Source organism: Actinoplanes sp. NPDC051475 (genome assembly GCF_040689425.1).
Classification (GTDB): Bacteria; Actinomycetota; Actinomycetes; order Mycobacteriales; family Micromonosporaceae; genus Actinoplanes.
The window spans coordinates 744,080-757,628 of sequence record NZ_JBFAZZ010000001.1 but is presented as its reverse complement, the minus strand read 5'-3'; the positions used below and the strand labels follow the sequence as shown (position 1 = coordinate 757,628).

The window sequence follows — 13,549 nt, the reverse complement described above, 5'->3', positions numbered from 1 at the left end:
AGCTCACCGGGGGGCGAAGACCATGATGCCGAGGCACATCTCGTCGCTCGTGCCCTCACCCCAGACGACGTAGCGCGACGGCAGCGTCTTGAGCTGGGGCAGTTGCTTGCGCAATGTGGCGTCGTGGGTGCACGTGACCCGCACGGTGTCCCCGGCCGCGACGCTGATCGGCTTCGCCAGCGGCACGAGCGCCTGGTTGTCGAAGTCGTACTTCGGCACGTCGATGATCGTCTGCGCCCGCGGCGTACCCGGGTTCAGCTCGACCTTGATCGAGCGGCCCAGCAGGTGCATGTGGCCCGCCGCCAGGTAGATCGTGCCGGCCTCCCGTACCGGCTGGTCGCAGTGCTGGGTCGGGCCCGGGACCGGTGGCGCGCCGCCGTTGCACATCTCATTGAGGCCGGCGACCTGCTCGGCCGAGCCGGCGCCGAAGCGCTTGCCGACGTCGGCGACGGCGGCCTTGCGGTCGCAGAGGGGTCCGGTGCCGCCGGGCTCGCAGGGCAGCTCGATGGGCGCCATCGCCAAGGCGGTCTGCAGGGGCTTCAGTGCCGTCTTGCCGTCGGCGATGCGCATCCGGATGCCGGACTGGTCGGCCGTGGAAGTGCCGCTGCCGGCGCCGAGCAAGTTGTAGTGCACCTGCATGACCAGTTTGCCGCCGGGCGGCATCGTGAAGCCGAAGCCGTCGGGCATCAGCGTCTCGCCGACGCCGGGCGCCCAGTGCGCGACCCATGCGGTCTCGCCCTCCACGCCGGCGTCGCCGAAGCAGGTCCAGCCCTCGCCGGGCGTGCTCGCGTCCACCCGCGCGGCGTCCTTCGCCTGCTCCGGGTCGAGCCGGTAGAAGATCGCGTGGTGCACGACGGCGGCGTTCTGCGGCAGGAAGCGGCTGCCGGTGAGGTACGCCGGGCTGGTCAGCCCCGGGTCCACCAGGAAGCATCTGTACTCGTCCGTGCCGCCGTTCGGGGCCGACGGGGTGTAGGGCTGGGGCAGCGCGAGATCGACGAAGCGTTCCCCCTGGCGCAGGGGCTTCGAGGGCGCCGCCGACGTCGCGCCGTGCGAGCCGTGCGAGGCGGGCCCGGGGTCGGCCGCGGGAGAGGTTGTCGTGGTGTCCGAGCCGCACGCCGCGGCCAGCAGCACGGTGGCCAGGGCGGTGGCGATACCGAGGGTAGGGCGGAGGGATCGCATGCCTGCAATCCTCTCGGGAAGGGCGCAGGCCGTATATCCGGGGGAACCCGGATATACGGGTATCGATCACGAGACCGGGGTGAGGAGGAGGAACAGCCCCGCCCAGGTGAAAGCGATCATGAGCAGGACGACCGGCAGCTCGTCAGCGAGGGCGGCCGGTCCCGGACGGCCCCGCGCCGCGCGCAACGACAGCTCGTGCGCCACGATCACGCCCAGCACGTGCCCGAGCAGGATCAGAGTCACCTGCGCCGCGGCGACCGCCCCGGGCGCCGGCACCGCTGTCCGGGCCCCCGGTCCACTGAGGAGCAGGGTCAGATAGTGCGCCAGGGTGTAGGCGGCCGCGATCGGTATGAGCGAGGGGGTCACGGCAGGTCCGCCCGGAAGCCCACGGATGCCGGCGTAGACGACCGCGCACATCAGCACCAGGCCGGCGGTGAGATACAGCAAGGGCGTGCCGGCGCGCTGCACGAAGTCGGCCCACGCCACCGAGGCTGAGGCGCTGTCGAAGACGGTCGAGCCCCACCAGACCGCCAGGAACGCCGCCACGCCCGCGTCCACCGGGGTGCCCGCCACGGCCGCCAGCGGGCGCCGCCGATGCAGCGGGCTGAGGCGCCCGGCGAGCGTGGAGTACACCTCGAAACAGTCGCCCCGCGCGAACCACTCCTCGCCGCGCAGGGCCGCTGCGCCGAGCTGCACCAGACCGTACGCCACCAGCCACAGCCCGACCATGACCGGCTCGTCGCGGTGCGGCGCCGCCAGCTCGAACCAGACGAAGGCGAGCAGGGCGAGGGCGGCGGGCCACCGTCCGGCCGATCCATCCGCCTTCGCGGGACGGAATCCGTGGCGTGGCAGGCGCAGCGCCCGGAACACCGTCCGAAGGGGATTGACGGCCCGCCAGACCGGTCCGAGCAGCAGGCTAAGTGGCACGAGACCGACCCACAGCCCGGCGAACAACGCGTACGGGGCCGGATTGCGGGGCGCCGGCGGGCCGGCCAGGGCCACACCGACGACCGACAGGCTCGCCGCCAGCGCGAGCAGCCGCGCGACGAGCTTCACCCCGGGCGGTGCGACCGTACGGACGCCGCCGTCGGTGAGCCGGGGGCGCCGCCACCAGAACGCCACCACGAGGAACGAGACGACGACCGCGGCAGCGCCGGCCTGGAGCACCAGGTCGAGGGGGAGGGGCAGATCCTGCGACCGGCCGATCCCGTGCGCGAGCGCCGTCATGCCGCCTCGGCGCCGGAGCGCGCGGAGAACGTGCGCAACACCGCCGCCCCGGCGACCGCGACACCGACCCCGGCGCCGAGGGTCAGCACCACGAGGGCCCGTTCGGCGGCGGCCGGCCCGGCGAAGGGCAGCACCGCCCGGTGGAAGGAGGTGACGTCGGGCAGCACCGACACCGCGATCAGCGCCGCCCCGGCACACACCCCCAGCACCCCGGCGGGCCGCCCGCGCAGCACCACCGCCGCGCCCCCGGCGACCAGCGGCCAGCCCAGCAGATTCACCCCGCACGCGCCGAGGAACGTGCCCAGGGCCGGCGCGGATTCCACGGCCAGCGTCGACCCGGTGACGTGGGCGGCCGACGCGGCCAGGGCCACGGCACCGGCGGCGGCCAGCACCAGGTCCGGGCGTCGCAGCCGGCGGGACATCACGGGTACGGCGACAGCCAGCACCACCGTCGCGACCCACCACGGCAGGGCGGCGGGCGGCTGTCCGCCGGTCAGTTCGCCGCTGACCGTGACGGGCGTGCCGCCGACGTCCAGCACCAGGGACCACGGCTCGGTGCGGCCGGGGGCCACCGTACGCCCGACCGCCGTCGAGCGGCTGTCGAGCCACGTCCGCTCCGTACCGGGACCGACGACCGCCGGTGTGGCCGTACCGCCGCCCGCCGGCACCGTCACGGCGACGGCGGTGTCGTTGCGGAGCCGGAGCCGGGCACCGTCCTCGATCGCGGTGACGGCCAGGCCCGCGACGCCGGGCGTCACGGCGACCACCCGGCCGCGTACGTCGGTGGCGGTCAGGCCGCCCGCATGCGCGAGCGCCGGCGCGCCCGTGCCGAGCACCAGGACCACGACCGCGGCCACCGTGGCGAAGGCCTGGCGCAGTGCCGTCACCGAGCCGTCGAGGAGGCGGCGGCGACCGGCTCGTCGCGCGAGGGCGCGGCCGGGGGCTGGAACCGGCGGGCCACCAGCGCCGTCGCCCCGCCCGTGAGGGCGGTGAGGGTGAGCAGGCCGGTGACCATGTGGATGTTCCAGCCGACCCCGTCCGTCCGCGCGCCGACGGCCAGCACGGCGCCCCACACCACCAGCGGCGCGATCAGGCCCGCGGCGATCCAGCGCGCCTCGTCCGACCAGGCCACCATCCGGCCGGCCACCCGCAGCACCACCTCGGCGCCGGCACCCGCGGCGGCCACGGTCAGCGACAGCCACCAGCGCTCGTCGGTCGCGAACATCAAATGCATGAGGACGGCGGGTACGGCGACCAGCACCGCCGGTACGCCGTACGGCACCCGCCACCGGCGTCCCAGGACGAGGACCGGCAGCAGGAGCAGCGCGGTGCTGAACAGGTAGCCGTGCACCATCTGCGCGTCGATGGAGAAGATTCGGACCGGGTTCTCGCCCGTACCGACCCAGGTCATGCCGAGCGCGGAGGCGTGCAGCGAGTAGATGTGCAGCGGCAGCACGGACAGCAGCGCGGAGACCGTCGCGAGGACGGCGTCCCCGGCGGACAGGGCGCGGCCGGCCCGGGCGGCCAGCATCAGCGCGGGGCCCGCGGCGACCAGCGCCATGCCCAGGATGATGAGCTCGTGGCTCGGGCTGACGAAGATCTCCAGGCCCTGCTCGATGCCGAACACGTTGTGCCACAGCGTGTCCACGCCGCCGCCGGCCAGCAGCAGCGCCATGCCGGCGACCGGGATGCGCAGGGCGTTCGGCAGGGCCAGCACCGACCGGTACGTGGGCACGACGGGCAACCGCGGGCGCAGCAGCCACACCAGGGTCAGCCCGCAGGCGGCGATGCCGGAGTAGAGCACGCCGTGCCACGGCGTCCAGAAGGTCTCGAGCTCAGGTGTGGTGGCGTGCGCGTACGCGTCGAGCTGCAGGCCGGCGACCAGCCAGACGCTCGCGACGAGCAGGATCCACCGCTCGCGCGCGGTGAAGGACACGGCGGTGGGGTCCACCCGGTCACTCCTCTCAGGGCGGCCGGGCGGCGGGCGCTTCCCGGCGCCCGTCAACGTACCGAACCCGCTGCCTCAGCCCGCGCCGAGCCGCGCCAGGAATTCCCCGGCACGGGCCGCCGCGGCCCGGTCGATCGCCCGCAGGGCGTTGTCGTCGAGCTGATGGTCGGTGCGCATCCGGGCGGCGAGGAGCTCGACCGGGTCGACGTCCGCGGCCGCGGCCCGCAGCCCCAGCAGGCACGGGCCGGCGCCGGTCCGCAGCTCGCCGACCTCCGCGGCGGCGGCACCCGCGATCGCCTCCACGTCGCCGCTGTCCACCGACAGGACGCTGACGACGGGGGACCGGCCGGATCCGGCGAGATGCTCGCCGCGGCAGAACAGCACGGGCAGCCCCGCGTACGCCGGCGAAACGAAGCTGGCCCTGTCCAGGTCGGCGCCGGGGATGCAGACCGCCACGATGCGGCGGTCGCCGGCCCGCGCCTTCCGTCGCGCCGCCGCCACGGCCTCGGCGGGACCGGGAGCGTTGATCACGTCCGCGCCGAAGAGCAGTGCGGCCGCGCCGACCGCGTGCCACGGACGCTCGCCCGCCGAGACGACGGCGTCCTGCGGGCCGAGGACGCTCAGCAGCCCGACCGCGACCGCCTCGTCACCCGCCGGAACCGCCCGCAGGAGGCGCTGTTCCAGCCGCCGGACCAGGAGCATCCGGTGCAGCAGGCCGGTGCGGCGGGCCGCCGCTGACTCACCCATCGCGGCCTCCCGCGTACGCCAGGATCCAGGTATGACCAACGCCACACTCAGCGTGGTCGCCCCGGCGACGAAGCGCAAGCGCCCTGGTCGGCGGGGGATTGCGGGCGTCCGGTTGGCCGGAAAGGGCACGTCTTCCACCCGATCGGATCAGGGGACGCTCGCCATGATCCGCTACTGTGTGTGACGTTGTGTCGGGACCTATTTGTGCAGGAGTCGCTGGTGGTGGACGTGACGAGTGCTAAGGCGCCCGCCCGGGATCGCTATTTTGACACTCTGCGTGCATTGGCCATCGTGCGGGTCGTGGCGTACCACGCCTTCCACTACGCGGTCCTTGCCCTGCTCTTTCCGTCGATGGGCGTTATGTTCGCGCTCGCCGGATCCCTGATGGCGAGGTCGCTCGACCGGTCTGCGGCGCCCACGGTCATCCGCGGCCGGGTGCGCCGCCTGCTGCCGGCGCTGTGGGTCATGGCCGCCGTCCTCGTCCCGCTGATGCTGATCGCCGGCTGGGGGCACCGGCCGGCCTGGCCCGACTTCCTGCTCTGGGTGCTGCCGCTGGCCACCCCGCCGGCCAGCCACGGACTCGGTGACGTGGGCGCGGAGGGTGCGGGCGTGCTGTGGTACCTGGCCACGTACCTGTGGATGGTCCTGCTGTCACCGCTGCTGCTGCGGCTCTACCGGCGCCAGCGGCTGCTGACCATCGCGTTGCCCCTCGTCGTCCTGGCCGCGCTGCACAGCCGGCACATCGCCGACGGCAACAACGCCGTGCAGACCGCCGGGTACGTCCTCACGTTCCTGCCCTGCTGGCTGCTGGGCTTCGCGCACCGCGACGGTGATCTGCGCAGGATGCGCCCGGTGGTGGTCGCCGGGGTGGCCGCGGGATGCGCCGCGCTCGGGCTCGCCTGGGTGGTCGACCACCCGGGACCCGCCGGCCTCGACCTCGTGCCGTTCCCGCTGGCGCACGCGCTCTACTCGATGGGCTTCGTGCTGGCGCTGCTGCGCCTCAACCCGAGCCTGGCCTGGCTCGGCCGCAGGCCGCTGCTCCAGCGGATGGTGTCCGCCCTGAACAACCGGGCGGTCACCATCTACCTCTGGCACAACGTCGTGATCACGGTCGCGATCATCGTCGGGGACCGCCTCGAGCTCTGGGACGTCCATCCGGGCGCGCTGATCTACCTCGGTTTCACCTGCATCGCCCTGTCACTGCTCACGGTCACGGTGCTCGGGCTCGGCTGGGTCGAGGACCTTGCGGCCCGCCGCCGGCCGCGGCTCCGCCCGTGGCCGATCCCATCTCCCCGCCACTCGCCCCGCCACGCGGCCGGCCGGATGGCCGACGCGGTGGAGCCCGCCCCGCGAGTCGGCGCCGCGGCCTGATCGCCGGTGGTCACCCCGCGAACTGGGGGATGACCTCCTCGGCGAAGCGCAGCATCGGCTCGTGGTCGTACGCGACCCGCGGCACGTACACGATCACGTAGTCGGCGCCGGCCTCGGCGATCCGCTCGATGCGCCCGATCGTGTCCGCCGTCGAGGCGCTCAGGTCCAGCTCCAGCCCGGTGGACTTGATGATCCGGTCGTAGTCGCGCCCCAGGGCGTCGCAGTGGCCGCGGAGCACGCCCAGCTTGTGACGGATGACCTCCGGGTCGCCGCCGCCCACGTTGCAGGCGTCCGCGTACTGGGCGACGAGCTTGAGGGTGACCTTCTCGCCGCCGCCGCCGAGCCAGAACGACGGGTGCGGCCGGCGCACGCCCTTCGGCTCGTTGATCGGCCTGTCGATCGAGTAGTGCCGGCCGGCGAACACGGGCCGGTCCTCGGTCCACATCTTGTGCACGATCTCGACGGCCTCGCGGAACTCGCCCATCCGCTGCGGGACCTCCTTCCACTCGTAGCCGTAGGCCTTCCACTCGTGCTCGTACCAGCCGGCGCCGAGCCCGGCGTAGAGCCGCCCATGGCTGGCGACGTCCACGGTGGAGGCGATCTTGGCGTAGAGGGAGGGCTGCCGGTAACCGTTGCAGCCGACCATCTGCCCGATGTTGACCCGGCTGGTGTCCCGGGCCAGCGTCGAGGTCACGGTCCAGCACTCGAAGACGGTGTTCATGGTCGGCTTCGGGATCGTGTGGAAGTGGTCGTACACCCACACCGAGTCCCAGGGACCGGCGTCGGCGGCCTGGGCGACGGCCGTCATGGCCTCGTACTGCTCGATCGGGTCGGCGATCTCGACCAGGTCCATCTTCCAGCCCTGCGGCACGAACACCCCGAAGCGCACACTCATACCGGCAACGTACCCGATCAAGTGACGACCGGCGGGGCGCCCGTCAGGCGTCGGCGAAAGCGTCGTACCTGATGCGGGTGGACGGGATCTGCATCTCGGTCAGCCGCCGCAGGGTCGCCGATACCATCGGTCCCGAGCCGGCCACATAGAAGTCGTGGTTGCGCCACGGGCCGTGCCGCGACAGCACGTCCGGGATCGAGCCGCGTTCGCCGGGGTAGTCCGGCTCGTCGCTGACCGCGCGGACGATGGTGAGCCACGGGTAGCGCTCGGCGATGCGGTCGAGGGGCTCGCGGTCGTAGAACGCGTCGCGGTGGCGTTCGCCGCGGAACAGGTGCACCCAGCGGGTGCGGTTGTAGCGGGTGAGCTCGTCCAGCAGCGCCTTGACCGGGGCGAGCCCGGTGCCGCCCGTCACCAGCACGACGTCGCGGCGCGAGGCCGCGTCCAGCGTCATCGAACCCATCGGGGCGCCCAGGCGCAGCATGTCGCCGGGCTTGAGCCGGCGGACGAGGGCGCTGGAGACCCAGCCGCCGGTGGAGCGGACGTGGAACTCCAGGATGCCGTCGTCGCGGGGGCGGTTCGCCATCGAGTACGTGCGCCACAGCCGCGGCTGGTACCCGCACTCGATGCTGACGTACTGGCCGGCCCGGAACCGCAGCGGGTGCAGGGGGCGGCAGGTGAAGACCGCGACGTCCGTGCCGCGCCGCTCGTGGGTGAGGACCTCGGCGTGCCGGTAAGGAGGGCCGTCGTCCTCGGCCGCGCCGGCGATCATCTTCCCCGCGACGAGGTCGTAGACGTCGTTCCAGGCCTGCTCGTAGAGGCTGTTCCAGCCCTCGCCGGCGTAGGTGCGGATCGCGTCGAGCAGGGCCGCCTTGACCTGGGCGTAGTGCTCGGGGGTGACGTGGAACTTGCGGTGGTCGCGGCCGAGGGCGCGCAGGTACTCGTCGAGATGGCCGGGGTCGTCGACCAGCTGGACGGTGGCCACGATGGCCCCCAGCAGGCGGTGCCGCTGGATGTCCATCTGCACCGGGAACAGGTCGCGCAGCTGGGGGTAGGAGAGGAACATGCGGGCGTAGAAGTGAGCGGCCACCCGGTCCTGGCGGTCCTCGACGAGCGCCCAGCTCTCCTTCAACGTGGTGGACAGACTGGCCATGTGATCAGGGTCGTGACCACCGGGGCCCGCCGGTCGCACACGCGGTGCGACTCGGCGGGGCCGGCGGGGGGTCATTTGCGGTGCGCGACGACCGCCTGCTCGCAGGAGGGCATCAGGTCCATGCCCTTCGTGATCGATTTGTGGTCGTTCTGCTCGCCGCCCAGCGCGATGTCGGTCCCGTTGTCGCCGACCTCGACGTACTTCACGCCCTTGCCCTTGAGGCATGAAACGACGTCCCTCGCGAAGTCCTTGGCCTCGGGGTTCGACGGGTCCTTCTCCCACGGGGGCAGCGGGAAGTACAGCGGCTCGCAGATCCGGTTGGCCGCCTCCAGCTTGTCGATCTCCGAGTTGGTCGGGCGGTGGTCGCCGCGCCAGTCCTGCTTGGGCTTGGCGCCGTGCTCGCGGACGCATTTGTTGTACGGCTCGAGCATCGCCTCGAACTCCTCGGGCGTGGTGTCCAGGCGCTCGCGGGGCCGGTTCGCGGCCGCCGACGCGGATGCCGCCGGGGTGGCGCCGGCGCTGGCCAGGGTCGCCACCTGCTGCTCCCCGCCGGTCGAGCTCTTTGTCGACGAACACGCCTGCACCGGTACGAGCAGCGTCAGCGCCACCAGCAGACTTCCCGCCGTGCGTTTCCGGACCATCATCGTGCCTCTCTGCCTCGGATGCCTCGAGGCAGCATTGCGGGCAGATGTGTGGAAACTGTCAGGTCGCGTCGCTGCGGTCCCGGGAGCCGATGTAGGCCAGCACCTCGGGGTCGGTCGCGTGCAGCCGGTCGACCTCCTCGCCGGCGTCGCAGCTGAGCAGGGCCACCACGACCGAGCCGGGGGAGCGGCCGAGCACCCGCCAGGTGGCGCCGGAGTCCTCCCAGCGGCGCAGCAGTTGCAGCGGCGACGACCCCGCGGCCGGGCGGTCGATCAGGTCCGGCTTCGCGTCGTCCTCGGTGAGCACCGACCCGCCGGCGACGCGTTCGGCCGTGTCCCGCGCCCACGCGGTGAGGCTTCCGACCGGCACGCCGTGCGGCGGGCTCGTGGCGTACGGTTCGATCCGGTCGGCGGCGCGCCGCAGCAGCCGGGCTGCGCCGACGGTGTTGCCCCGGCGGGCGTGCGTGAGGCCCACCGCGAGCTGAGCCAGCCCCTGCCACAGATCGCGTTCGTGATCGCCGGCCGCCTTCCACGCCGCCTCCAGCACCTCGTGCGCGTGGAAGGGGCGTCCCGCTGCCAGCAGGCGCTGGGCCTCGCGCAGCGACTCGTCCGGCGGCAGGGCGATGTCGTCGGGGGTCGTCGGCACGCCGGTCATGCCGTGCGGCAGGGGACGGCCCAGGCCGTCGCGGGGGCGGGCGTTGCGGGGACGGCCCGCCGCGTCGCGGTCGCGTGAGTCCTGGTCGCCGGCTTCCCGGCCCGGTGCGGTGGTGGCCATGCCCCGATTCTGCCCGCCGGGCGCGGCGCCGCGCGAGCCGCGGGTGCCGGCGTCAGACCGCGCCGGCGGTGGACGGCCCGGCCACCGGGTGGGCCCTGCGGGCGCCGCGGAAGTCCGGCTCGGCCACCGGCCTGCCGAAGTGGAAGCCCTGCGCCAGCCGGTACCCGAGGCGTTCCAGCTCGGCCGCCTGCTCGGCGGTCTCCACGCCCTCCGCGACGGCGGTCAGCCCCAGCCCGTTCGCGACCTGGATGAGGGCGGTGGCGATGACGGCGTGCCGCCCCGCCATGGTGATGGTGTCGACGAAGCTCTTGTCGACCTTCAACACGTCGACCGGGACGGTCTGCAGCAGGCCGAGCGACGAGTGGCCGGTGCCGAAGTCGTCGAGCGCGATCCGTACGCCGAGGGCCCGCAGGTCGTGCAGCGCCTCGATCGCCTGGCCGCCCTCGAACACCGCGGTCTCGGTGACCTCGATGGTGAGCCGGGTGGCGGGCAGGCCGCTGTCGCGCAGAACGTCGGCGACCATGGCGGAGAACCCTCGGTGGGCCAGCTGCCGGGCCGAGGCGTTCACGCTGATCCGCTCCGGCGCGTCGTCGCCCAGCTCGGCGCTCCAGCGGGCTGCCTGGCGGCAGGCCTCGCGCAGGATCCACGCGCCCATCTCGACGATCAGGCCGTTGCGTTCGGCGGCCGGGATGAACTCCGTGGGCCCCACCAGGCCGCGTTCCGGGTGGTCCCAGCGGACCAGGGTCTCGACGGCGACGATGCGGCCGTGCGGCAGTTCCACGATGGGCTGGTAGACGAGCCGGAACTGCCCGGTGTCCAGGGCGGTCCGCAGCTCCGCGCCGAGCTGCGCCTCCTCGCCCGCCTGCCGGTCGAGCTCGGGCTCGTACCAGCGGAACGGCTCGCCGCCGTCCTTGGCCGCGTACATGGCCAGGTCGGCGCGGCGCAGCATCTCCATCGCGTCGGCGTCGCCGGCGCTGTCGGTGAGGCCGATGCCGGCGCTGACCAGGAGCTCGTGGCCGCAGCTGCGCAGCGGCTCGTGCAGGGCCGTGGTGATCCGGCGCACGAGGTCGCGCGCGGCCCCCGCTCCGGTGTCGGTGATCAGGACGGCGAACTCGTCGCCGCCCATGCGCGCCACCAGGGTGTCGCTTCCGACGATGGCGGTCAGCCGGTCGGCCACGGCGATCAGCAGCTGATCGCCGACGGAGGGTCCGAGCTGGTCGTTGACGCGCTTGAACCCGTCGAGGTCGAGCAGCGCCACGTACGGCCGCCCGCGGGTCAGCTCGGCGCCGAGGACCTGCTCGAACCGGCGCCGGTTCGCCAGCCGGGTCAGGTCGTCGTGCATCGCCAGGTCCTCGAGCTTGCCGGCCTGCCATTGCACCTGCCCGACGAAGCCCGCGATGCGCATCAGCACCAGCAGGAACAGGATGATCGCGCCGACCGCGATCAGGGCGCGGTCCAGGACGTTGCCGCCGATCGCGGGTACGAGCAGCAGCGCCGGCCCGAGCAGCGAACTGGTCACCAGCAGCACGACCCGCGGGGCACCGATCCGGGGGTTGGCCCGGACCGCGATGACGGTGCCGGCGGAGCGCATGGATGGGTGCAGCGCGGCGGCGGCCCAGCAGACGTAGGACATCAAGAACGCGGCGTCGAGGATGGTGCCGCCAGCGTCGGAGTAGATGCTCACGATCGAGAAGCCCACGTCCCCGATGAGGAGCAGGACCACCGCGGTCAGCAGCAGGCGGGTGCCGGCCGTACGCTCCGCCGCACCGAAGTAGAGGCGGGCGAGCAGGGCCAGCAGCATCGCGTCAGCGGCCGGGTAGGCGACGCTGATGATCCGTTCCTGCACCGACACGCTGGCGTTCGCGGCGACCGGTTCGATGACGAAGATCCAGAACACGAGGCCCAGCCCGACGGCCACGGTGGCGGCGTCGACCAGGGCGGCCTTGTCACGTCGGCCGCCCCCGCGCACGAGCAGGACCAGACCCACCAGAAGCATCGGGTACGCGCTGAGATAGAAGGCGTCCGCCGGCGACGGGTACGGCTCCTGGTGCAGCACGTACTGGTAGTACTCGTAGATCACGTCGCCGACGACCCACACCAGCTGCCCGCCGGCGAACCAGTACCACATCGCCGGGCGCGCGGGCCGGTGCAGCCGTACGGCGGCCAGGATCAGCAGGCCGGAGACGAGCCCGACGACGTTGTAGCTCAGATTGCGGGCGAGGCTGTCGGCGGGCAGGACGTAGTAAAAGCCGGTGGCGAGCGCTCCCGCCGCCAGCCACAGCCACCACCACCGCCCATGCCGCACGACCTGCTATCGGCTTCGCACCCTGCGACCTGAGCAGCCTGCACGATGCAAGCAGGCCCGTCAGGCGGCGGCGAGCTCCCGGACGACCCGGACGAACAGGTCGATGTCGGCCTCGGTGGTGCGCCAGTTCACGATCGCCGGGCGCAGCGCCACCCGCCCGTCGTACACGGTGGTGCCGGCGAAGACCCGGCCGTCCGCCAGCAGCGCGGCGCCGACCCGGCGGTTCAGGTCGTCGAGCTCGCTCTCGGGCACGCCGGGCGGGCGTACCCGGAAGCACGCGATGCAGAGCGGGACGTCCGCCAGCCGTTCCAGGTCGTCCGCCTCGTCCACCCGGCGCGCCAGGTAGCGCGCGAGGTCGAGGTGGCGCTCCACCATCGCCCGGTAGCCGTCGCGCCCGTAGGCGGCCAGGGTCGCCCAGATCGGCAGCGCGCGGGCCCGGCGAGACGACTCCGGCCCGTACAGTCCGTATCCGCCGCCCGGATCCTGCGGCCCGGGCAGATAGGCGGCGCCCGGCATGCCGAAGGCGGAGCCGAGCCGTTGTGGCTCCCGGATGAGCGCGAAGCCGCTCTCGTAGGGCACGTTGAGCCACTTGTGGGCGTCCGCGGCGATCGAGTCGGCCCGCTCGATGCCCCGGGTCAGGTGCGACGAGCGCGGCGACAACGTGGCGAACAGCCCGAACGCGCCGTCCACGTGCAGCCAGGCGCCGTGGTCGCGGGCCAGGGTCGGCGAGCGCGTCCAGCGGATCGAAGTCGCCGGCGTTGACCTCGCCGGCGTTCGCGATGATCACCGCCGGGGCGGCGCCGAGCCGGTCCAGCCGCCGCGCCATCGCCTCCAGGTCGACGCGCCCCACGCCGTCGGCGGCGAACACCTCCACCGCATCGCGCCCGTGGCCGAGCATCTGCAGCGCCTTGCGGGCGCTGGCGTGCACGTAACCCCCGGACAGCACCGGCATCCGGGGCAGGCCGGCCAGCCCGTCCCGTACGGGATCAGCACCGTGCCGCTCGCCCCACCAGTGCGTGGCGCACCCGAGAGAGGTGAAGTTGGCGAAGGTGGAAGAACCGGGGACCGGACGAGGCCGTGCCCGCGGCGGTGCCGGTGGCGATCAGCCGCTCGACGGCCGTCACGGTGCCCAGGCCGTGCTCGGGAAGGACGCCGCCGAGCGTGGTGAGCAGCTCGGCGGCCTCCGCGTCGTAGACCTTGCGTTCGCTCAGGGAGTCGAGGTACGGGCCGGCGGCGTCGGTCACCCGGCGCAGGGCGTCGGCTGCGAGGTCCCGGTCGGCGAGGGGGTCGGCCATGCCGACAGCGTGCCAG

The 13,549-nt window shown here is 73.3% G+C and carries 13 protein-coding genes; 1 reads left to right on the top strand and 12 read right to left on the bottom strand.

What is annotated here, in order from left to right; translation table 11 throughout:
* Positions 1 to 3: 3 nt before the first annotated feature.
* The 5 genes from AB0368_RS03500 to AB0368_RS03480 form a co-directional block, all read right to left on the bottom strand.
* On the bottom strand, positions 4 to 1,179 hold the full coding sequence (locus tag AB0368_RS03500) for a monooxygenase (RefSeq protein ID WP_366152165.1): 1,176 nt from the start codon (positions 1,177 to 1,179) through the stop codon (positions 4 to 6).
* Between the two features lie 66 nt (positions 1,180 to 1,245).
* Positions 1,246 to 2,406, bottom strand: a complete 1,161-nt coding sequence (locus AB0368_RS03495; protein ID WP_366152164.1) for a hypothetical protein — start codon at positions 2,404 to 2,406, stop codon at positions 1,246 to 1,248.
* Complete coding sequence (locus AB0368_RS03490; protein WP_366152163.1) at positions 2,403 to 3,293, bottom strand: hypothetical protein; 891 nt, start codon at positions 3,291 to 3,293, stop codon at positions 2,403 to 2,405. The genes AB0368_RS03495 and AB0368_RS03490 overlap by 4 nt, the downstream gene beginning before the upstream one ends.
* Positions 3,290 to 4,357 (bottom strand): hypothetical protein, encoded by a 1,068-nt coding sequence (locus AB0368_RS03485; RefSeq protein WP_366152162.1) that lies wholly within the window; start codon positions 4,355 to 4,357, stop codon positions 3,290 to 3,292. The genes AB0368_RS03490 and AB0368_RS03485 overlap by 4 nt, the downstream gene beginning before the upstream one ends.
* Positions 4,358 to 4,429: 72 nt before the next feature.
* Positions 4,430 to 5,101, bottom strand: a complete 672-nt coding sequence (locus AB0368_RS03480; protein ID WP_366152161.1) for a hypothetical protein — start codon at positions 5,099 to 5,101, stop codon at positions 4,430 to 4,432.
* A gap of 180 nt (positions 5,102 to 5,281) precedes the next feature.
* Between AB0368_RS03480 and AB0368_RS03475 the strand changes: the two genes are divergently transcribed.
* Positions 5,282 to 6,472, top strand: coding sequence for an acyltransferase family protein (locus AB0368_RS03475; RefSeq protein ID WP_366152160.1), 1,191 nt, complete (start codon positions 5,282 to 5,284; stop codon positions 6,470 to 6,472).
* Positions 6,473 to 6,482: 10 nt separating this feature from the next.
* Here AB0368_RS03475 and AB0368_RS03470 read toward each other — a convergent pair whose 3' ends face one another.
* The 7 genes from AB0368_RS03470 to AB0368_RS03440 all read right to left on the bottom strand — a co-directional run bounded on the left by AB0368_RS03470 (position 6,483) and on the right by AB0368_RS03440 (position 13,533).
* Positions 6,483 to 7,367 (bottom strand): LLM class F420-dependent oxidoreductase, encoded by an 885-nt coding sequence (locus AB0368_RS03470; RefSeq protein WP_366152159.1) that lies wholly within the window; start codon positions 7,365 to 7,367, stop codon positions 6,483 to 6,485.
* Between the two features lie 43 nt (positions 7,368 to 7,410).
* The gene (locus AB0368_RS03465) at positions 7,411 to 8,517 is read right to left on the bottom strand and encodes a globin domain-containing protein (RefSeq protein WP_366152158.1); all 1,107 of its coding nucleotides are present in this window, start codon (positions 8,515 to 8,517) and stop codon (positions 7,411 to 7,413) included.
* A 71-nt stretch (positions 8,518 to 8,588) separates the two neighbouring features.
* Positions 8,589 to 9,161: a hypothetical protein gene (locus AB0368_RS03460; protein WP_366152157.1), complete on the bottom strand. Its 573-nt coding sequence runs from the start codon at positions 9,159 to 9,161 to the stop codon at positions 8,589 to 8,591.
* A gap of 58 nt (positions 9,162 to 9,219) precedes the next feature.
* A complete protein-coding gene (locus AB0368_RS03455; RefSeq protein WP_366152156.1) occupies positions 9,220 to 9,933 on the bottom strand; it encodes a DUF309 domain-containing protein in 714 nt (237 codons plus the stop codon).
* A 52-nt stretch (positions 9,934 to 9,985) separates the two neighbouring features.
* Complete coding sequence (locus tag AB0368_RS03450; protein ID WP_366152155.1) at positions 9,986 to 12,238, bottom strand: bifunctional diguanylate cyclase/phosphodiesterase; 2,253 nt, start codon at positions 12,236 to 12,238, stop codon at positions 9,986 to 9,988.
* A gap of 60 nt (positions 12,239 to 12,298) precedes the next feature.
* Positions 12,299 to 12,958 (bottom strand): pyridoxal-dependent decarboxylase, encoded by a 660-nt coding sequence (locus AB0368_RS03445; RefSeq protein WP_366152383.1) that lies wholly within the window; start codon positions 12,956 to 12,958, stop codon positions 12,299 to 12,301.
* A 266-nt stretch (positions 12,959 to 13,224) separates the two neighbouring features.
* Complete coding sequence (locus AB0368_RS03440; RefSeq protein WP_366152154.1) at positions 13,225 to 13,533, bottom strand: hypothetical protein; 309 nt, start codon at positions 13,531 to 13,533, stop codon at positions 13,225 to 13,227.
* Between the last annotated feature and the right edge of the window lie 16 nt (positions 13,534 to 13,549).